Origin of the sequence: Amaricoccus sp. W119 (assembly GCF_047275745.1) — a bacterium.
GTDB lineage: Bacteria > Pseudomonadota > Alphaproteobacteria > Rhodobacterales > Rhodobacteraceae > Amaricoccus.
In genome coordinates this window covers 16,940-36,067 of record NZ_JBKQWU010000024.1, presented here as the reverse complement: position 1 = coordinate 36,067, position 19,128 = coordinate 16,940, and the positions used below count along the sequence as shown (strand labels likewise).

The following is a 19,128-nucleotide window of genomic DNA, read 5'->3' as shown; positions in this document are numbered from 1 at the left end:
CTTCGAATTGTGCGCATAGGAGAATAGTTAACTACACCGGCGCGAATTATCGGACGCTGTTCTTGAGGTACATCGTGCCTGCTGCTCTTTGTCATGGGAACGGCCGTGGCGACCCGGCCCCGCGATCAACCCGTCCGGAAGCCAATGTCGATGCCACGACCGGGATCGACGCGTACCTGGCAGGTCTTCCCCGGCGGCCGGGCCGTTGATGCAACGCCTGCCCATCGTGCTGCGAAGGACAATGTGCCTGCGCCGCGACCGACGGAGATTCACATGGACGATGTTCCGCGAACCCAGGAATCGGACCCGCCAGGCGAGGATACCAGTACCCGCGCTGTCAACGCGGCGCGGCGGGATTATGTCGACCTTCGGGACCAGATCTACCAGCCGTCACTCTCCACCCTGCATCGCGCGCAATGGCCGGAGCCTGGGCTATTCACGACCACGGACTCGGGAGTTCGGCGGTTCGTCTTCGGCGTCCGTGACCAGCGCGCGCGAAGCGATTGTGTCGGCCAGGCGCTCGCCGCCCTGATCGACATCCAGGTCCGGCTGCGGGATCGTGATCCCGCCAACTGCGAAGCGCTCGACGGCGCCGACAGGGTAAGCGCCACCATGCTCTACCGCATGGCGCGATATCACGATGCCTATGGCGACCTGGGAGACGACGCGGCGGCGCTCGCCTCGGCGGCGGGGAAGTCTGGTGGCGGGGTCCGCACCCTGCGATCGGCGATCAAGGCGTTCTATCATCACGGAGCCTCCCTCGCCGCCTCCGCCGACGCTTGCGAGGCAACCTGGCCGGACGAGGATGAAGCGGCCGGCTGGCTGACCCGAGAGCAGGCCGGTTGCGCGGAGAACCGGGCACTCGGCGCCTACTACCGCCTGCTGCCGATCCTGAACCATTACCATGCCGCCTTGCGGGAAACGGAGACCATACTCGTCTCGGCCAGAACCCACGACGGCTGGAGCAAGGCCAGAGTGGCCGCGAAGGGCGGCCGGATCGACTGGGACCCCGCCCGGCCGGGGGGCGATGAACTCGGCCACGCCTTCCTGATCGTCGGTTACACCGGCGAGGGTTTCCTGGTCCTGAACTCCTGGGGGGAGGAGTGGGGACGGTTTCCGGCTCCCGACGGGCCGCTGGCAGGGGTCGCGCTCTGGACCTACCAGGACTGGGCCGCGAACGTGCTCGACGGCTGGGTGCTCCGCCTTGGCCTCGCCGGCACCCACGTCTTCCCCTACAGCATCGACGAGCAGGGGGTAAGCGCGGGTCTCAGACGCAGCCTGGGGGCTTCGGCCGGCTCGGTCCCGCACCGCGAGCTCCGCGGGCAGTTTCTCAACCTCGAATATGGCGATTTCGTCGAAACCGGCGTCTATGCCACTCCCATCGAGGCGGCGGCGGAGTTCGACGAGACGATGCGCGCCGTCGTCTCTGATTCGAAGACGAAGGCGATCGTCCTGCGGTTTCCCGGCTTCCTGGAGCCGCTCGACCGGTCATTCCAGCGGGCGGCGAGCCTGCGCGACGACTATCGCCACCATGGCATCGAGACGGCGAATTTCTTCTGGTCGGCGAATTTCGCGAGCCAGATCCTCCAGGTCGTGACCTCGACCGCCGCCAGCGAGAGTGAGGGGATCGGCGCCAGCGGCCAGGAACTTGACCGGCGGATCGAGCTGGCGCTCAGCGGGATCGGGCGTGCCCTGTGGCGCGATATCGGTTCCAGTTCGTTCAGGGCCGTGTTCGATACCGGGGACCCGAGCGGCAAGCATCGGCCAGGCCATCTTGGAAGGGCGGTCATCGCGCTGGCAACGGCGTGCCGTGACAAGGGCAAGCCCATCCACGTCATCGCCGAGGGCGCGGGGGCGATGGTCGCCGAGGATCTGGTGAACCTCGCGCGGCGCAATCGCGAGGAAGGGCGTGCCTTCATCGACTCCCTCTCCAGCGTGACCCTGGTCTTCGCCACCGTGCCGGTCGACGACGCCCACAAGCTCATCATGGAGATGGCCCGGATGAAGCGGAAGGGCAAGGCCGCCACGATCCTCGTTCCCGACGAACCGCTGGAGGAGAAGCTGTCCTTCGCCGGATACGGCGGCACGGTCAGCCGGCTCATGTCCCGCTCGTTCGTCGACCGGCGCCGCGGTCATCCCCGGCCGATGCTGGGCATGAGCTTCACGACGATGGAAGGGCTCGCCGGCGGCATGTTCGCTGGGGACGGCGATCGGCCCAACGCGGCGGAGATTCGTCAGAAGATGGCGATGGAGACGCGGATGCGTCAGGTGAAGCTGCTCTGCGAGCCGATCAAGCATTCGGCCAGCATGCACACGGACCAGAAGACGACGCTTCTGAGCGGCGCCCCGGACGTCCAGCGGCGCGTGAAGGAACTGATACTCAACACGTTGTGAAGGGGACGCATGATGACCGAGGACGCGGGGAAGAAGATCAAGCTGAGCGAACTGCGGCGCAGGCTGCGGCAGGGCGACCTCTCGCCGGAGGAGGCCGATGCCTACCTGATCCGGACGGATGGTAGGGCGCCGTTCGAGCCGGGGCTCGATTTCAACTGGCAGAACGTAGAACCCGACATCGGGGCGCAACCTGGCCAGGCGCGGGACCGCTCGGCCCTGTTGCTGAACACCTTCAACACCGCTTCCGCCTTCGATCGCCAGATGCGGTTCCACGGCGCGATCAGCGACGGCTACGAAGGCCCGACCCTGGCGGCGGAAGGAGACAGCTGGTTCCAGTATCCCGTGCGTCTCAACGATGTTGTCGACTGTCTCGGGCGGCTCACTTCCTATCCGATCTACTGTACCAGCGCCGCGGGAGACCTTCTCGCGAACATGGCGGCGCGGCGCGACTATGTCCGGGGGCTGAGCAAATCCGGGGCGAAGATCCTGCTGCTGTCGGGCGGCGGCAGCGAGCTCTGCGCCGGAGGCGCGCTGGCCCGGCATCTCGTGCGGTTCGACGAGGATCTGAAGCCGCACGAATATCTCCGTTCGAGCTATGCCGCGCTGCTGGACGAGGCCTTCAGCTGGTACGAGCAGATCATCCGCGACGTGATGGGGGCAACGCGTCCCCACCCCGCCACCGTCATCTGCCATGGCTACGACTATGTCGTGCCGCGCGCCGATGGCCGCTGGCTCGGCAGGCCGATGCGGGAGCGGGGGATCACCAACCCGGCGCTCCAACAGGCGATCACCGCGGTGATGGTCGATCTCTTCAACAAGGGGCTGAAGCGCGTCGCCGGCATGTTCGAGCACGTGCGCTATGTCGATTGCCGCGGCGCGGTGGCACCGACCCAATGGTACGACGAGCTGCATCCCACCGACGAAGGTTTCGCGGCGGTGAGTGGCCGGATCGCCAGGGTGATCAAGGACATCACCGAGGGACGGCCGAAACAGGCTCCGGCGCCGCAACCGGTGGCGGAAGGCGCGCGCACCCGCGGGCCCGGAGTGCTTGAGGACGAAGTGCGCCCGGTCCGGGACCCGATCGGGGTGTCGCTGCACATCGGCCTGAACAGCGTGAACCCCGAGGACTACGCGGGCTGGGCCGGACCGCTCGTCGCCTGCGAGAACGATGCCACGGCGATGGAGTTGCTGGCCCGCCGCGAGGGGTATCACACGCGGCGGCTCCTGACGGCGGAGGCGACGCGGGCGGCCGTCGTCGGCGCCATCGAGGCGGCGGCGAAGGAGTTGTGGGCCGGCGACACCTTCCTGATGACCATCTCCTCCCATGGCGGGCAGATTCCCGACTACAACGGCGACGAGACGTCCAAGGACCCGTCCGACACGCAGGATGAAACCTATTGTCTCTATGACGGGCAGATCGCCGACGACGAGATGTTCTCGCTCTATCGCAAGTTCCGCCGCGACGTGCGGGTGGTCATCATCGCCGACTGCTGCCACTCCGGTGGCGCGCTGCGGCGGATAGAGATGGCATCGCCCTCGCCCGCCGCCGCGGCCGGAGCAGGCGGCTTCGCCGCGATGCTGGCAGCCGACGCGGTGCGCTCCCAGACCCGCGCGCGTCTGATGCCGGATTCGGTTCGCACCCGGATTGCCCTGGAGCAGCACGATCGGCTGCGCGATTATGCCAGGCAGTTCCGCCACATCGACGAGAACATCATGACCTCGCCACTGACCTCGGACATCGAGGCGAGCGTGCTTCAACTCGCCGCCTGCATGGAGAACGAACTGGCCTCGGATGGCGACGAATACGGCGCCTTCACCGGCGCGCTGCTTTCGACCTGGCAGGAAGGGCGGTTCAGCGGCGACTACCGCGCCTTCCACAAGGCCATCCAGCAGGCGATGACCCACCATGCGCAGACGCCCGTCCTCAAGACCTTCCCGATCCGGTCGGACCGCATGCTGTCGTTGCGGGCGCTCTCGCTCTGGGGTCCGGCGACGCTGGGGCGAACCTCGCAGGTCGCGATGGCCCTCCCGGCCGATGTCTGAACCCCCAAGCAGGATGAGGCGGCGCGTCGGGTCAGAAACCCGGCGCGCGAAGCAGCCGGGCAAACCCCGATCGCGCGCCTTCCCCGGAGCCTCCTCGTCGATGCCTCTGGCATTTCCTGTCGATGCGAATCGCAGATCGCGATATAATGTTTCGCATATACCTCGCCCACAATTATGCCAGATCCTGATATTATCGGGAGATAAAATCACACGTTTCCGGAAATAATTTCCGTGTATGTGCATAAGACTTTGCCATGGTGTGTTTCGTGGATATTCGAAGCTGTCTGTNGGGAGATAAAATCACACGTTTCCGGAAATAATTTCCGTGTATGTGCATAAGACTTTGCCATGGTGTGTTTCGTGGATATTCGAAGCTGTCTGTTCGTGAACTTCCATGCCTGAGTCCGTTCCGCTCCGCTTCGGGCAAGGCAGGGTGACGTTGTACCGGAGCGAGACCAAGGTGGCGGCGCGCGCGGAGCGGGCGACCGCCGCCACGCCGGCGGCGCGGCAACGCCGGTTCGAGCGCGCGATCGACGCGGTGACACGGTCGGTCCATGGCCGGCGTGACATCCAGCTCGGCGACTTCGAGATCATCGACGTCCCCCCGGCCAACATGCGCGGGGCGCGCGATGCCCTCACGCGCGAGAGCGCCACCGGTCGGCCGCGGCCGGTCTACCATACCTCCCGAACCGACGAGACGCCGTTCGTTCCGCTCGGGATCATCAATCTGCGCTTCCCGGACGGGACGCCGGGCGCGGCGATCGACACGGCGCTCGCGCGTCACGGGTGCCGCCGCGCGGGTTTTACCGGCAGCTTCATCCGGGTCGAGTCGGCGGAGCCGGATACGGTGGCGGTCGCCGCGGCGCTGCAGGCGGATTTCCCGGAGGCCGAGATCGAACCGGATCTCGTGACGCCCTCGGCGCCGCTGAACTTCGAGCCGCCCGCGGATGCGCGGTTCGGCGTGCTCTGGCATCTGGAGAACCGCGGCGACCGGCCCGGACTGACGAGCGGCGCGGATGCCCGCGTGACCGGCGCCTGGCGCAGGCTGGGCGGCTTTGGCTCCGAGGATGTGATCGTCGCGGTGATGGATGGCGGCTTCGACCTCGGGCACCTCGATCTCAATGGCAAGACGGTCGGCGCGTTCGATTTCGTCGACAATGACGCGGAGCCGATCCCTGACGGCTGGGACGCGCACGGAACCGCCTGCGCCTCGGTGGCCGTGGCGGCGCTGGGCGGCGGTGAGGTGGTCGGGGTCGCGCCGATGGCCCGGTTGATGCCGCTCCGGACGGGCGCGATCTCGGCGGAATCGGTCACGCGCTGGTTCGATCACGCGCGGATGAGCGGCGCCTGGGTCGTGAGTTGCAGCTGGAGTGCGCTGGCGGATGTCTATCCGCTTCCGGGACCGGCGGCGGAGGCCATCCATCGCTGCGCGACGGAGGGGCGCGACGGCAAGGGGGCGGTGATCGTCTTCGCCGCCGGCAACAATCGCCGCGGCGTGAACGACCTGCCGCGCAACCTGAACGGATTCGCGATCCATCCCGACGTGCTCGCGGTGGCGGCCTCGACGAGCCGGGACACGCATGCCTCCTATTCCTCGACCGGGCGCGAGATCGCGGTCTGCGCCCCATCCTCCGGCGCACCCGGCCGCCCCGTCACCACGGCGGACGTGACCGATGGCCTCGACGATGACGGTCAGGTCATCGCACGGGGCTATGCCTCGGGCGATTATTACGACGCCTTCGCCGGCACCTCCTGCGCCTGCCCCGTGGTCGCCGGCGTCTGCGCGCTGGTGCTGACCGCGAATCCGCGGCTCTCCGCGGCCGAGGCCCGTGACCTCGTCCGGGACACCACCCGGCGGATCGGCGACGGGTATACCGACGGACATTCGCCGAAGTTCGGCCGGGGCTGCGTCGACGCGGAATCCGCCGTGGCGGCGGCGCTGGCCCGCGGGACCATTCCGATTTCCTGAGCCTGCCCTTTTTCAGAAGGAGATTGATCATGAAGACTTCATTTCTGCTCATCGGTCTCGCCGCGGTAGCCATGACCACGCCCGCCCGCGCCGACGAGGCCAGCGTCCCGCCGAATCCGCTGATCGTGGGCGGCACGCCCGTCGAGGAGATCTCGGAGATCCCCTGGCAGGTCGCGCTCGTCTCCGGCGGCACGGCGCGCAACCAGTTCTGCGGCGGGTCGATCGTCGCGGAGGATTGGGTGCTGACCGCCGCGCATTGCGTCGACAACGCGCGCGTCAACAAGGACCCGGCGCGGCTTGAGGTGGTCGTGGGCACGGTCTTCTATGCGACCGGCGGCGAGCAGATGGCCGTGAGCGAGATCCTCGTCCATCCGGACTGGAACTCGGACACGATGGACTTCGACGCCGCGCTGCTCAGGCTCTCTGCGCCGCTGACCGAGGGTGCCCCGATCGCGCTGGCCAGCGCCGAGGAGATGCCCGGCGACGGTGTCCAGATCCGCGTCAGCGGCTGGGGCGCGATCTCGGAGGGCGGCCCGGGGTCGGACCAGCTTCTTTTCGCCGAGCCGCCGGTGGTGTCGAACGCGGTCTGCAACGAGCCCGAGAGCTACGATGGCGACATCCTCGACTCGATGTTCTGCGCCGGCGCGCGCGAAGGCGGCCTCGATGCCTGCCAAGGCGACAGCGGCGGCCCGGTCGATACGGGCGGAGAGGTAACGGCGGACACCCGGCTGCTCGGGATCGTGAGCTGGGGCATCGGTTGCGCGCGGGCGCTGAAATACGGTGTCTATACCCGCGTGTCCGAGGTCGCGGACTGGGCGCATGGCGTGATGGGCGAGCCGCAAAGCGCGATGACCAAGTAGGAGAGACAGGCGATGCCGAAGAAGCTGCGCGTGAGCGCCGGGACGCTCCCCGAACTCAGGGATTTCCTCGCCGGGGCTGTGGTGGACATGGGGTGCCGGCCGGTCGCGCTGAAGGAGGGCGACCGCTATGCCACCACGGTGATCTCGGAGGACGAGGAAATCGCCCGGCTGTCGCGGATGCGCGCGGGCGGCGTCAGGATCGAGGTGCTCGAGGAGGTGCGGCCAGCCCGTGCGCGGCTCAGGATGGTGGCGACAGGCGACCGCTTCGCCGACGGGACCGTGCCGCGCGGCCTGGGCGTGAAGGAGTAGGGCGATGAGCTATCTGAGCGCGCAGGAGATCGAGAGTGGCGTACGCCGGCTCGCCTCGGCCTATCCCGAGCATTGCCGGCTGGTCACGCCGCCGAACGCCAGCGTCGAGGGGCGGGCGATCGTCGGCCTGGAGATCGGAGCGGGCGGCGAGACGGCGATCATCATCGTCGGCGGTCTGCACGCGCGGGAGTGGATTCCGCCCGACGCGCTGCTCTATCTCGCCGCCGACCTGCTCGAGGCGCGGCAGGCCGGGCTGGGCCTCACCTATGGCGGGGCGCGGATCGCGGCGGAGGAGGTCGCGGCGATCTTCGAAAGGCTGACGCTCGTGCTGGTGCCCTGCGCCAACCCCGACGGCCGCGTCTACAGGCAGACCGTCGATCCCGACTGGCGCAAGAACCGGGGCGGGTCGGCCGCGGACGCCTGCGTGGGAGCCGATCTCAACCGCAATTTCGACGTCGCCTGGGACTTCCGCCGGACCTTCGCGCCCGACGCGGTCAGTGCCTCGGCCGATCCGTGCCACAAGTACCTCTATGTCGGCCCGGAGGCGGCATCGGAGCCCGAGACCCGGAATGTCGTCTGGCTGTTCGACCAGTATCCGCGCGCCGGATGGTTCATCGACGTGCATGGCGCGGTGCCGGCGGTGTTCCACAACTGGGGGCTCGACGAGAACCAGAGCACGGCGCCGGAGCAGACCTTCCTCAACACCGCGTTCGATGGACAGCGGGGACGCGCCGGGGACGGCGCCTATGCCGAATTCATCGACGCCGGGGACGAAGTGGAGCTGGCCCGGCTCTCGCATCTGATGGCCGACGAGATCCGGAAGGTGCGCGACGACGACTACGCAGTCTCGGCCTCCTTCTCGCTCTATGCGACATCGGGGGCGAGCGACGACTACGCCTACAGCCGGCACCGGGCCGATGCGTCGCTCGGCAAGGTTCTGGGCTTCGTCATCGAATGCGGCCACGAGTTCCAGCCGGACTGGAGCGAGGCCGAGGCGGTGATCCGCGAGGTCGGCGCCGGCCTGTCGCGCTTCGCCGCCGACATCGCCGGACGCGTTCCCGCGGGGTCCGGTCAGGGGGCGGTGGCGTTCTGAGATTCGGGAGGTTCGGCGAGAAACTGCCCGAGGGCGCCCGGCGAAGGCCCGGCCTGGCAGGCCGGGCTACTACCGTGCGAAGTCCGACATGATGGCTCGCACCGCCGCGAGCACGGGGGCGGCCTCGACGTTCTCCGCCCGCTGCTCCGCGGCCCAGGCATCCTGAATCGCCTCGAACTTCCCCGCGGCCACCCAACGCGCGACCTCGGGCCTTTCGAGAACGCGAACGGTGGCGCCCGCGTCCCGCAGGTCCTCGATCTGCCGATCGAAGCTGGCGGCCATCACCGAGCCCAGGGCGGCGTAGGCTGAGTCCGCCGCCCGCCCGATGGCGTCGCGGTCCTCCCGCGCCAGGCCGTCCCAGGTGTCCTTGTTCATGGCCAGCGGATAGACATGCCCGAGCCACAGATCCCTGGAAACCAGGACATGCGGCGCCGGATCGTGGACATTCAGCATGTAGCCGCTGTCGACATTCACCATGAGCCCATCGATCGTGCCGGCCCGGAGAGCTTCGGGCACTTCCGGACCCCAGGGCATGGTGACAGGCGTCGCGCCCACGTTGGCGAGCAGGGCGCGATGCCAGAAGCTCGCGGTCCGCCAGCTGCCACCGGCGACATCATCCAATGACTCGATCGGCGCCGTCCCGAAGAAGGCGACGGGATAGCCGGTGCCGAGATAGGTCGTGACCAGGTTGTTCGCGGCCATTTCCTCGGCGAACGCCGGGATCTCCCTGTACACGCGCCTGAAGAATTCGATCTGCGCGGAACCCGTCGGCCCCATCGGAAAGCCCTTGAAGATCTGGTGCAGCGGCATGGCCTCCGCCGCGTACTCGGGTACGACGGTCGCCATGTCGATCCTCTCGCCCGTGCCGACGCTCTCCATCGCGTCATAGGGGCCGGCAAGCTCGCCGTTCCAGTGGTCCTCGATCCGCCGTCGCCCGCTCGATTCAGCTTCGATGGCGGGGAACAGCACCTCCTTGAGGAACCGGGTCCGCATCCCGCCCAAAGGTTCATGGTCGCTGAACACGAGCACCTTCGGTTCCTGCGCCGGGACAGGAGCGCCCCCCGAGAGCGAAGCCAGGCCGGCGGCGGTGGATGCGAGGAACGCTCTTCGGCTGAACCCGGTGAGACGACGGACGCGGCTGATCATTCAATGTTCCCCCACGCTCCACTCCGGGTTCGCCGGACGGCCGGGCGTTAGTCTCCGGGCCGATCAGATTCTCGATGCCAGTCCACTGTGCCAGCAGGAGGCCGAGCGCCATACCGTGCCTGCCCGGCGCCATCCGACCCTACGCCCGGCCGGCGGCCAGGTTCAACCAGTTCGGACAGCAAGCCGAATCCGTTCCTGGCGGTCGCGGATCGAGCCGCGCGACCGGCGCCTTGTATTGGGCACCAGCGGCGATAAGTTGATTCCGGTCGAGGACGGCCAGAGGCGAGTCTGCCATGAACAGCCTTGCATACAAGATCGATATTCTGGTGATCGGTGGCGGTCAGGCCGGGCTGTCGGCGGGCTATCACCTCGCGCAGCTCGGTCTCACCGGTGGCAAGGGATTCCTCGTTCTCGACAAGTCGCCCGAGCCCGGTGGCGCCTGGCAGTTCCGCTGGCCCACGCTGACGATGAAGACCATCAACCGGCTTCACGATCTGCCCGGCATGGGCTTCGCCGAGGTGCTCGATCCGGGCCAGACCGAGGTTCGCGCCGCCGAGGCGGTGCCGGCCTATTTCAGGGCCTATGAGGAGCGGTTCCACCTGCCCGTCTACCGCCCCGTGACCGCGCGGCTGGTCTGTGGCCGGGGCGAGAGGCTGCGGGTCGAGACCGATCACGAGGTCTTCTCCGCCCGGGGCATCATCAATGCGACCGGGACATGGGACGCGCCGCAGATCCCCTATTATCCGGGCCGCGAGCTCTTCGAAGGCCGCCAGCTTCACACGCACGACTATCATGTGCCCGACGAATTCGCCGGGCAGCGCGTCGCCATCGTCGGCGCGGGGATCTCGGCCCTGCAGATGCTCGACGAGATCTCGCGCGTCGCCAGGACGATCTGGGTCACCCGGCGGCCGCCGGTATTCCGGGAGACCGACTTCACCGCCGAGGACGGGCGCGCCGCGGTCGCGCGCGTGGAAGAGCGGGTGCGCGCGGGTCTCGTGCCCGGCTCGGTCGTCTCGGTCACAGGCATCCCGCGCTCCCCCGCGATCCGCGCCATGGCGGCGCGCGGTGTCCTGAACCGCCAGCCGATGTTCTCCGAGATCACCCCCTCGGGGCTCCGCTGGCCCGACGGGCGCGAGGAGGCGGTGGATGTGATCATCTGGGCCACCGGCTTTCGCAGCGCGCTCGATCATCTCGCGCCGCTCGGGTTGCGCGAGGAGAACGGCGGGATCACGATGACGGGCCGGCTCGCGACCGAGGTGGCGCGCGATCCGCGCGTGCATCTGGTGGGCTACGGCCCCTCGGCTTCGACCATCGGTGCGAACCGCGCCGGCGGCGCGGCGGCGCGGGCCCTGGTGGAACATCTCGGTCTTCGGACCGTCAGCGCATAGGGGGCGCTCATGGAAGAACAGGTCATCGACAATCCCGCCGAACACCGCTTCGAACTGCCGCTCGAGGGAGAGGACATCGCGGCGGCCTATTACCGGATCGAGGACGGGCGCGTGGTGCTGATCCATACCGAGGTGCCGTCGCAATATGGCGGACGCGGCATCGGCTCGAAGCTCGCCACCGGCGTCTTCGACCTCATCCGCGCCTCGGGACGCAAAGCGGTGCTCCGGTGCGAGTTCATGGGCCGGTTCTACGCGAAGCATCGGGAATACGACGATATCGTGGAGGGCTGATCTCGCGGGCCCGCCATTCGCCACGGCCTCGCGCCGGCCGGCACCCGCGCCAAGGCGTTCCGCCCTGCCGTCGGCGTCTATCTCGGACCCCGCGACTCCCGAGGCCGGAGCGATGCGATCAACTCGTGGAACCGGTCGCCCTGAATGCGGACATGCGCGTTCATCTCGTCGGCCGCGGCCGCCCCATCCCCCGCCTCGATCCGGCCCAGCACCGCCTCGTGCTGCTCCAGCGAGCGGAGCATGCGTCCGCGTACGTTCAACTGCCGCCGGCGGTAGGGCTGGAGCATGGTCTGCAGCCGCGACGCCTCGTTTTCCAGGAACCCATTGCCGGAAGCGGCGTAGATCGCCTGATGGAACCGGGCGTTCTCGTGATAATAGGCATCGCTGTCGCCGGTCTCCGCCGCGCGCGCGCAGGCGGTCTGAGCGGCACGGACGCGGGCGAGTTCGTCCGGCGTGGCCCGCTCCGCGGCGAGCCGGGCGCACATCGCCTCGAGCTCAGCCATGACTTCGAACCGCTCCGTCAGTTCGACGATCCCGAGTTCCGTGACGAAAGTGCCGCGCTTCGGCTCAACCCGGACCAGGCCCGAGGCTTCGAGCGCCTGCAGCGCCTCGCGAACCGGCGTGCGCGAACAGGCGAACTCGGCCGCCAGCGCCTCGGGATCGAGCTTCTCGCCCGGCGCGAAACGGCCATCGACGATGGCGTTTTCCAGCACATGGCGGATGCGCTGCGTGGTCGGTTTGGCGAAGCGTTCCACGGCCCGGCCCCTCAAGTGTCTGCGAACCCGCCGCAATTTATCTGATCGGCGTTGAAATGTCCAAGGTCAACTTTGTTATATACAACATGAGGCGAATCGCGTACAACGATCTCAGGAGGAACGATCATGGCGCGACCCAAACTGGCCTTCCTGAACGACTTCGTTCAGGCCATCGTCGGCAACGACCGCAAGGAACGGCAACCGCGGATCACCGAGGAAGCCGCCGCCCGGACCGCGCTGGCCCGCCCGGCCGCCGAACGGCTCGCCGCGGCCTGCGATGTGCTGATGGGACGGATCGGCGATGCCGCGCGCGTCGCGGTGGCCGAGCAGGCGCTGGCCGCCTATGCCGACCTGAACGCGGAGGAGCGGCACCAGTTCTTCATCCTGCTGCGCGACCGCTTCGGCGCGGACCCGGAGAAGATCCGTCAGGCCTATGCCGCCTATGACGCGGACCCTTCGGCCAGCACGCTGGTCCCGCTCTTCGACGCGGTGGAGCCGACCCGCCAGTCGCTGCTCCGGCGGCTCAACACCGCGCGCGGCGCCACGCTCAAGCTCGTCCACATGCGCGCCGATCTCCTGGCCGCGATCCGCCACGATCCCGCGCTCGCGCCGCTCGACACGGATTTCGAGCATCTCTTCCGCTCGTGGTTCAACCGCGGCTTTCTCAGGATCGAGCGTATCGACTGGTCCTCGGGCGCGGATGTTCTCGAAAAGATCATGGCCTATGAGTCGGTGCACCCGATGCAGGGCTGGCAGGATCTGCGCCGCCGCCTCGATCCCGCCGACCGCCGCTGCTACGCCTTCTTCCATCCGGCGACCGGCAACGAGCCGCTGATCTTCGTCGAGGTCGCCCTGACCCGGCAGACGCCGGCCGAGATCGCCCCGATCCTGAACGCGCCCCGCGCCGAGCCGGCTGAGGAGGCGGATACCGCCGTCTTCTATTCGATCAACAACACGCTCGGCGGGCTCAAAGGCGTCTCCTTCGGCAATTTCCTGATCAAGCAGGTCGTCGCCGAACTCGCCGCCGAACTGCCCTCGCTTCGGACCTTCGTCACGCTCTCGCCCGCCCCGGGCTTCGCGAACTGGCTGGCGAGCGCCGAGGACCCCCGCGCGGCTGAGCTCGAGGAAGACCTCGCCAAGGCCGCCTGGACCAGCGACCCGGAGGCCGCCGCGCAACTCAGGCCCCGCGTCGAGGCGCTCGCCGCGACCTATTTCACCGAGGCCAAGGGCAAGTCCGGCGCGCCCCGCGATCCGGTCGCCCGCTTTCATCTCGGCAACGGCGCCGCCGCCTGGCGCGTCAACTGGCCCGCCGATCTCTCGGAGGGCGCGATCCAGCGCGCGCACGGGCTGATGATCAACTATCTCTACGAACCCGGCGCGATCGAAAGCCAGCACGAGGCCTTCGTCCGTGACGGCACCGTCGCCACCGGCGAACCGCTCGACGCCGTTCTGGCGCGCTGAGATCACGAAGATAAAGGGAGGAACCCATGCAGACCATCCACCAGAGCTTCATCGCCTCGACCGAGGCGAACCCCGACAAGGCGCTCTTCGAGCGGCCGGGAAAGACCGACATCCGCTATGCCGAGGCGCGCGCGCTGGTCGAGAAATTCGCCGCCGTCCTGACGGAGATCGGAGTCCAGCCGGGCGACCGCGTGGCGGTGCAGACCGACAAGAGCGCGGAGGCGATCTGCCTCTATCTCGCGACGCTGCAGGTCGGCGGCGTCTACCTGCCGCTCAACACCGCCTATACCGGCGCCGAGATCGACTATTTCGTCGGCGACGCCTCGCCCCGGCTCTTCGTCTGCGCGCCCTCGACGCTCGCCGATCACAAGGCGCGCGAGAGCGACGGGTTGCGCGTCGAAAGCCTCGGCGCCGACGGTGACGGCAGCCTGATGGATCTCGCGAACGCCGCCGAAGGCCGGACCGACAGCGTGGCCCGCGCGATGACCGATCACGCGGCGATCCTCTATACCTCGGGCACCACCGGCCGCTCCAAGGGCGCGGTCCTGACCCATGGCAACCTCGCCTCGAACACCGCCGCCCTGCTGGAAAGCTGGAAGTACACCGGCGAGGACCGGCTGATCCACGCGCTGCCGATCTTCCACACCCACGGGCTTTTCGTCGCGGCCAACATGAGCATCGTGGCGGGTGCGACCATGATCTGGCTCACGAAATTCGACGCCGATCAGGCGATCGACCTGATGGCGGATGCGACGGTCCTGATGGGCGTGCCGACCTTCTACACCCGCCTGCTGCGGGCCGAGCGGCTGAACCGCGAGACGACCGCCAACATGCGGCTCTTCGTCTCCGGCTCGGCGCCGCTGCTCGCCGAGGATCACCGCGCCTTCGAGGAGCGCACCGGCCATCCGATCCTCGAACGCTACGGCATGACCGAAACCTGCATGATCACCACGAACCCCTACGACGGCGCCCGCAAGCCCGGCGCGGTGGGCATGCCGCTCCCCGGAATCGAGATCCGCGTCACCGACCGCGAGAGCGGCGAGCCGCTGGCGGTGGGCGAGATCGGCGCGATCGAGGTGCGCGGTCCGAACGTCTTCGAGGGCTACTGGCAGATGCCCGAGAAGACCGCCTCCGAATTCCGGAAGGACGGCTTCTTCATCACCGGCGACCTCGGCCAGATCAGCGCGGAGGACGGCTATCTCCGCATCGTCGGCCGCGACAAGGATCTCGTGATCTCGGGCGGCTACAACGTCTATCCGAAGGAGATCGAGGGCCTCATCGACGACATTCCGGGCGTCGTGGAAAGCGCGGTCATCGGCCTCCAGCATCCCGACCTCGGCGAAGGCGTGACGGCGGTCGTGGTGCCCCAGCCCGATGCGAGCCTCGACGAGGCGCAGGTGATCGCCGCCATCGGCGACAAGCTCGCCCGCTACAAGCAGCCCAAGAAGGTGCTCTTCGTGCGGGAACTGCCCCGCAACGTCATGGGCAAGGTCCAGAAGGCCGAGCTGCGCAAGACCTACGCCGATCTCTACAAGTAAGAAGAACGCGCGGGTGGCCAGGCCGGACGAGGCCCGGCCGCCCGCCAATCCCCTGGGAGGACCCAATCAATGATCATCTATGGTGTCGCCGTTCTGGCGGCCTGTCTCGTCGTGGGCATGATCGTCGGCGATCTGCTCGGCGCGGTTCTCGGCGTCGAATCCAATGTCGGCGGCGTGGGCTTCGCGATGCTGCTGCTCATCGTCGTGACCGACCGGATGCGCCGCGCCGGGCATTTCCCGCCGCACAGCGCCGACGGCGTGCTGTTCTGGAGCGCGATGTACATTCCGATCGTCGTCGCCATGGCCTCGACCCAGAACGTGGTCGCGGCCGTGGGCGGCGGACCCGTCGCCCTGCTCGCCGGCGTCGCGGCGACCGTGGTCTGCTGGGCCCTGGTGCCCGCGCTGTCGCGCATCGGTGGCGCCGAGGAACCCCTGCCCCCGGTCCGCGAAGAAGAGGAAGTCTGAGCCATGGAACTGATTTCCGAAGTCCTGATCAAGAACGGGCTGGTCTTCGCCTTCCTGCTAGTCGGCGGCGTGATGTGGCTCAGCTACTACGTCTCGCATCACCTGACGGCCGGCCGGCTGCACGGTTCGGCGGTGGCGATCATCGCCGGGCTCGTGCTCGCCTATTTCGGCGGTCTCTTCACCGGCGGGTCGAAGGGCATGGCGGACATTCCGGTCTTCGCCGGGCTCGGCATCATGGGCGGCGCGATGCTGCGCGACTTCGCGATCGTCTCGACCGCCTATGGTGTCGATCTGCAGGAGATCCGCCGGTCGGGCATCGTCGGCGTGCTGTCGCTCTTCCTCGGCATCTTCCTCTCCTTCATCGTGGGCGCGATCGTCGCACTCATGTTCGGCTATACCGACGCGGTCAGCATGACGACGCTCGGCGCCGGCGCCGCGACCTATATCGTCGGCCCGGTGACCGGCTCGGCGCTCGGCGCATCGAGCGAGATCGTGGCGCTCTCGGTCGCGGCGGGGCTGGTGAAGTCCGTGATCGTGATGATCGGAACGCCCTTCATCGCGCCCTATATCGGGCTCAACAATCCGAAGGCGGCGATGGCCTACGGCGGTCTGATGGGCACGACCAGCGGTGTCGCGGGCGGCCTCGCGGCGACCGACAAGCGGCTGGTACCCTATGGCGCGATGACCGCGACCTTCTACACCGGGCTCGGCTGCCTGCTCGGCCCCTCGGTCATGTACTTCCTGATCCGCGCCATCGTGGGCTGAGGAGAACCGCCGCGGAGCGGAGACGAAACGGGACCGAGAGCCGTCACGCGGAGCCAGCGCGTGACGGCTCTCGGCGTTCCGGAGAGAGCCGCCGGGGCCGCGCCGAACTGGCGCGAACGATCAGTTCGACGCCGAGGATCTCGGCCGCGGGCCTCTCCGGCGCCGCGAGGCCGACCGAACCCGCAGTCTCCGAACTCTCCAGCCGTGCCAACTGGCACAGGAGCAGCTCCGCCGCCCGCCTGCCGAGCCCCGCGCGATCCTGCCTGACCGTCGTCAGCGCGGGGATGGCATAGGCCGACTGCTCGATATCGTCGAACCCGACCACGGAAATATCCTCGGGCACGCGGAGCCCCGCCTGGGTGAGCCCCGCGACCAGGCCGAGCGCGACCATGTCGGAGGCGCAGAAGACCGCGCTCGGCCGGTCGCTCATCGCCACGATCGACCGGGCCGCCTCGTGGCCGGAGCGCAGCGAGAAGTCGCCGCGGATGATCCAGTCCTCCCGGGCGGGCAGATCGAGCCGCCGGCGCTCGGCCAGCATCGCATCGCGGCGCGCGCGGGTGAGGACATTACCCGCCGGCCCCGTCACATGGGCGATGTCGCGATGGCCGAGATCGTGGAGATGCCGGATCGCGGCGCGCGCGCCCGCGGCGTTGTCGCTCCGGACCGACGGGATCGCAGCATCATCGCTCCATTCGCAGGCGAAGATGATCCGGTCGGCCAGCTGATGGTCGGTGAGCTGGCCGAGCTCCGCCTCGCCGACACCGCCATCGAGCGAGATCATCCCGTCGATCCGCGCGTCGAGGAAGAGATCGACGAGGCGACGTTTTCCCGCGGGAAGACCCGCCGTCTCGGAGATGAGCACGGAGCGGTCGCTCGCGGCGAAGCCCGCGCTGATCCCGGCGAGGATCTGCGAGAAGAACGGGTTGGCGAGGTCGGGCACCAGCACCAGAACCGCCCCCGCCCGCCGGCGCCTGAGGTTGCGGGCGGCGCGGTTGACACGGTAGCCGGTGGCCCGAATCGCCTCCGCCACCGCGTCGCGCGTGGCCTCGGCCAGCAGTTCGGGGTTCGACAGGGCCCGGCTGACCGTCGCCGTCGAGACGCCCGCCGCGCGGGCGACATCCTGAATTCGCGGTGGTTTCTGAATCATCCGCCTTCCCTCTTCGGCCAAGATCCATGCCGATGCCGCAAGCTGCTTGACAATGGGACCAATCGCCTCAAGAGTAAGTGTAATCGATTTCATCCGCGATTCAATTCACCACGGCAGCGGTTGTGATCAAACCAAAAAAGCGGCGCCGGGCCGGTGCCACCAAGGGGGAGAATCATGATGACGTCTATCCGCAGTGTTCTGTGGGCGAGCGCGGCCGTCCTCGCGGCCGGGTCCGCCTCGGCCGAGGATCTGGAGGTCACGCACTGGTGGACATCGGGCGGCGAGGCCGCGGCGGTGGCCGAGCTTGCCAAGGCTTTCGACGCCACCGGCAACAAGTGGATCGACGGCGCGATCGCGGGCTCCGGCAGCACCGCGCGTCCGATCATGATCAGCCGCATCACCGGCGGCGACCCGATGGCCGCGACGCAGTTCAACCACGGGCGCCAGGCGGAGGAACTGGTCGAGGCCGGGCTGATGCGGCCCTTGACCGAACTCGCGGGGGAAGAGGGCTGGACCGATGTGATCGCGGCTCCAGGTCTTCTCGAAAGCTGCACACTCGACGGCGATCTCTACTGCGTGCCGGTCAACATCCACTCCCACCCGTGGCTCTGGCTCTCGAACAAGGCGTTCGAGGACGCGGGCGTCCCCGTCCCGACGAACTGGGCGGAATTCGTCGCCGCCGGACCCGCGCTCGAAGCCGCCGGCAAGATCCCGCTCGCGATGGGCAAGCAGCCCTGGCAGGCCTGGACCGCCTTCTTCGTGCTGACGCTGTCGCTCGGCGGACCGGATCTCTACACCAAGGTCTTCACCGAGAAGGACACCGACGCCGCGGCCGGCCCGGAGATGGCGGCGGTCTGGGCCGCGGCCGACGACGCGCGCAAGCTCGCCGCGAAGTCCAACGTGCAGGAATGGAACCAGGCCACCAACCTGGTGATCGGCGACGAGGCCGGCGGCCAGATCATGGGCGACTGGGCGCAAGGCGAATTCCAGGTCGCGGGCGAGGTCGCGGGGCAGGACTATTCCTGCCTGCCGGGGCTCGGCCAGCCGGAGCCCTACCTCACGACCGCGGGTGATGCGTTCTATTTCCCCGCGCTCTCGGATGACGCGAAGACCGAGGCGCAGACGCAGCTCGCCTCCGTCATCTTCTCGCGCGAGGCGCAGCTCGCCTTCAACCTGAAGAAGGGCTCGCTGCCGGTCCGCAAGGACGTGGATGTCGAGGCCGCGAACGACTGCATGCGCAAGGGTCTGGAAATTCTCGCCAAAGGCGATCTGGTCCCCGCCACCGATCAGGTCCTGAGCCCCGACACCACGACCCAGATGCAGGATCTGATGATCGAATTCTTCAGCGGAACCGACATGTCCGTCGAGGATGCGCAGGCCCGCTTCACGGAGATCCTGGGCGACGCCTACTGATCCGGACCCGGACCCGAGGTCGGCCGCCCCCGCCGGCGGCCGACCACCCCAGCCGCATCCGCGAAACCGGCCCTCGCACGGCCGAACCCGA

At 68.2% G+C, this 19,128-nt stretch carries 16 protein-coding genes; 13 read left to right on the top strand and 3 right to left on the bottom strand.

Features of this window, described 5'->3' with window-relative positions; genetic code table 11:
- Nucleotides 1-273 precede the first annotated feature (273 nt).
- The 6 genes from ACLJK8_RS13270 to ACLJK8_RS13245 all read left to right on the top strand — a co-directional run bounded on the left by ACLJK8_RS13270 (nucleotide 274) and on the right by ACLJK8_RS13245 (nucleotide 8,668).
- Nucleotides 274-2,394: a hypothetical protein gene (locus ACLJK8_RS13270; protein ID WP_413150760.1), complete on the top strand. Its 2,121-nt coding sequence runs from the start codon at nucleotides 274-276 to the stop codon at nucleotides 2,392-2,394.
- 9 nt (nucleotides 2,395-2,403) lie between these two features.
- Nucleotides 2,404-4,437, top strand: coding sequence for a caspase family protein (locus ACLJK8_RS13265; RefSeq protein WP_413150758.1), 2,034 nt, complete (start codon nucleotides 2,404-2,406; stop codon nucleotides 4,435-4,437).
- Nucleotides 4,438-4,831: 394 nt separating this feature from the next.
- Nucleotides 4,832-6,406: a S8 family serine peptidase gene (locus ACLJK8_RS13260; protein WP_413150757.1), complete on the top strand. Its 1,575-nt coding sequence runs from the start codon at nucleotides 4,832-4,834 to the stop codon at nucleotides 6,404-6,406.
- Nucleotides 6,407-6,435: 29 nt separating this feature from the next.
- Complete coding sequence (locus ACLJK8_RS13255) at nucleotides 6,436-7,266, top strand: serine protease (RefSeq protein ID WP_413150756.1); 831 nt, start codon at nucleotides 6,436-6,438, stop codon at nucleotides 7,264-7,266.
- 12 nt (nucleotides 7,267-7,278) lie between these two features.
- On the top strand, nucleotides 7,279-7,575 hold the full coding sequence (locus ACLJK8_RS13250; RefSeq protein WP_413150755.1) for a hypothetical protein: 297 nt from the start codon (nucleotides 7,279-7,281) through the stop codon (nucleotides 7,573-7,575).
- Between the two features lie 4 nt (nucleotides 7,576-7,579).
- Nucleotides 7,580-8,668: a M14 family metallopeptidase gene (locus ACLJK8_RS13245; RefSeq protein ID WP_413150754.1), complete on the top strand. Its 1,089-nt coding sequence runs from the start codon at nucleotides 7,580-7,582 to the stop codon at nucleotides 8,666-8,668.
- Nucleotides 8,669-8,737: 69 nt separating this feature from the next.
- Here ACLJK8_RS13245 and dctP read toward each other — a convergent pair whose 3' ends face one another.
- Complete coding sequence (gene dctP / locus ACLJK8_RS13240) at nucleotides 8,738-9,691, bottom strand: TRAP transporter substrate-binding protein DctP (protein ID WP_413150753.1); 954 nt, start codon at nucleotides 9,689-9,691, stop codon at nucleotides 8,738-8,740.
- 416 nt (nucleotides 9,692-10,107) lie between these two features.
- Between dctP and ACLJK8_RS13235 the strand changes: the two genes are divergently transcribed.
- Both ACLJK8_RS13235 and ACLJK8_RS13230 read left to right on the top strand, forming a co-directional pair.
- Entirely contained in the window at nucleotides 10,108-11,202 is a 1,095-nt protein-coding gene (locus ACLJK8_RS13235; protein ID WP_413150752.1) for an NAD(P)-binding domain-containing protein, read from the top strand.
- A gap of 9 nt (nucleotides 11,203-11,211) precedes the next feature.
- On the top strand, nucleotides 11,212-11,493 hold the full coding sequence (locus ACLJK8_RS13230; protein ID WP_413150751.1) for a GNAT family N-acetyltransferase: 282 nt from the start codon (nucleotides 11,212-11,214) through the stop codon (nucleotides 11,491-11,493).
- 77 nt (nucleotides 11,494-11,570) lie between these two features.
- Here the strand turns inward: ACLJK8_RS13230 and ACLJK8_RS13225 are convergent, their stop codons facing one another.
- On the bottom strand, nucleotides 11,571-12,248 hold the full coding sequence (locus tag ACLJK8_RS13225; protein ID WP_413150750.1) for a GntR family transcriptional regulator: 678 nt from the start codon (nucleotides 12,246-12,248) through the stop codon (nucleotides 11,571-11,573).
- A gap of 126 nt (nucleotides 12,249-12,374) precedes the next feature.
- On the opposite strand from ACLJK8_RS13225, the gene ACLJK8_RS13220 reads away from it, so the two are divergent.
- The 4 genes from ACLJK8_RS13220 to madM all read left to right on the top strand — a co-directional run bounded on the left by ACLJK8_RS13220 (nucleotide 12,375) and on the right by madM (nucleotide 16,477).
- Nucleotides 12,375-13,709, top strand: coding sequence for a malonyl-CoA decarboxylase (locus ACLJK8_RS13220; protein WP_413150749.1), 1,335 nt, complete (start codon nucleotides 12,375-12,377; stop codon nucleotides 13,707-13,709).
- A 26-nt stretch (nucleotides 13,710-13,735) separates the two neighbouring features.
- Nucleotides 13,736-15,247 (top strand): malonate--CoA ligase, encoded by a 1,512-nt coding sequence (locus ACLJK8_RS13215; protein WP_413150748.1) that lies wholly within the window; start codon nucleotides 13,736-13,738, stop codon nucleotides 15,245-15,247.
- A 69-nt stretch (nucleotides 15,248-15,316) separates the two neighbouring features.
- On the top strand, nucleotides 15,317-15,712 hold the full coding sequence (gene madL, locus ACLJK8_RS13210; RefSeq protein ID WP_413150747.1) for a malonate transporter subunit MadL: 396 nt from the start codon (nucleotides 15,317-15,319) through the stop codon (nucleotides 15,710-15,712).
- Nucleotides 15,713-15,715: 3 nt separating this feature from the next.
- The gene (gene madM, locus ACLJK8_RS13205) at nucleotides 15,716-16,477 is read left to right on the top strand and encodes a malonate transporter subunit MadM (protein ID WP_413150746.1); all 762 of its coding nucleotides are present in this window, start codon (nucleotides 15,716-15,718) and stop codon (nucleotides 16,475-16,477) included.
- A 43-nt stretch (nucleotides 16,478-16,520) separates the two neighbouring features.
- On the opposite strand, the gene ACLJK8_RS13200 is transcribed toward madM, so the two are convergent.
- Nucleotides 16,521-17,624, bottom strand: a complete 1,104-nt coding sequence (locus tag ACLJK8_RS13200; RefSeq protein ID WP_413150745.1) for a LacI family DNA-binding transcriptional regulator — start codon at nucleotides 17,622-17,624, stop codon at nucleotides 16,521-16,523.
- A 174-nt stretch (nucleotides 17,625-17,798) separates the two neighbouring features.
- On the opposite strand from ACLJK8_RS13200, the gene ACLJK8_RS13195 reads away from it, so the two are divergent.
- Nucleotides 17,799-19,037 carry an ABC transporter substrate-binding protein gene (locus tag ACLJK8_RS13195; protein ID WP_413150744.1) on the top strand — a complete coding sequence of 413 codons (1,239 nt, stop codon included), beginning with the start codon at nucleotides 17,799-17,801 and terminating at the stop codon, nucleotides 19,035-19,037.
- The last annotated feature ends 91 nt before the right edge of the window (nucleotides 19,038-19,128 follow it).

Excerpts from the sequence above, each read along its gene's own strand:
- ACLJK8_RS13250 (WP_413150755.1), top strand. The coding sequence starts at position 7,279 with ATGCCGAAGAAGCTGCGCGTGAGCGCCGGGACGCTCCCCGAACTCAGG.
- ACLJK8_RS13215 (WP_413150748.1), top strand. The coding sequence starts at position 13,736 with ATGCAGACCATCCACCAGAGCTTCATCGCCTCGACCGAGGCGAACCCC.
- ACLJK8_RS13270 (WP_413150760.1), top strand. The coding sequence starts at position 274 with ATGGACGATGTTCCGCGAACCCAGGAATCGGACCCGCCAGGCGAGGAT.
- ACLJK8_RS13260 (WP_413150757.1), top strand. The coding sequence starts at position 4,832 with ATGCCTGAGTCCGTTCCGCTCCGCTTCGGGCAAGGCAGGGTGACGTTG.
- ACLJK8_RS13230 (WP_413150751.1), top strand. The coding sequence starts at position 11,212 with ATGGAAGAACAGGTCATCGACAATCCCGCCGAACACCGCTTCGAACTG.
- madM (WP_413150746.1), top strand. The coding sequence starts at position 15,716 with ATGGAACTGATTTCCGAAGTCCTGATCAAGAACGGGCTGGTCTTCGCC.
- ACLJK8_RS13220 (WP_413150749.1), top strand. The coding sequence starts at position 12,375 with ATGGCGCGACCCAAACTGGCCTTCCTGAACGACTTCGTTCAGGCCATC.
- madL (WP_413150747.1), top strand. The coding sequence starts at position 15,317 with ATGATCATCTATGGTGTCGCCGTTCTGGCGGCCTGTCTCGTCGTGGGC.
- ACLJK8_RS13235 (WP_413150752.1), top strand. The coding sequence starts at position 10,108 with ATGAACAGCCTTGCATACAAGATCGATATTCTGGTGATCGGTGGCGGT.
- ACLJK8_RS13265 (WP_413150758.1), top strand. The coding sequence starts at position 2,404 with ATGATGACCGAGGACGCGGGGAAGAAGATCAAGCTGAGCGAACTGCGG.
- ACLJK8_RS13255 (WP_413150756.1), top strand. The coding sequence starts at position 6,436 with ATGAAGACTTCATTTCTGCTCATCGGTCTCGCCGCGGTAGCCATGACC.
- ACLJK8_RS13195 (WP_413150744.1), top strand. The coding sequence starts at position 17,799 with ATGATGACGTCTATCCGCAGTGTTCTGTGGGCGAGCGCGGCCGTCCTC.
- ACLJK8_RS13245 (WP_413150754.1), top strand. The coding sequence starts at position 7,580 with ATGAGCTATCTGAGCGCGCAGGAGATCGAGAGTGGCGTACGCCGGCTC.
- ACLJK8_RS13200 (WP_413150745.1), bottom strand. The coding sequence starts at position 17,624 with ATGATTCAGAAACCACCGCGAATTCAGGATGTCGCCCGCGCGGCGGGC.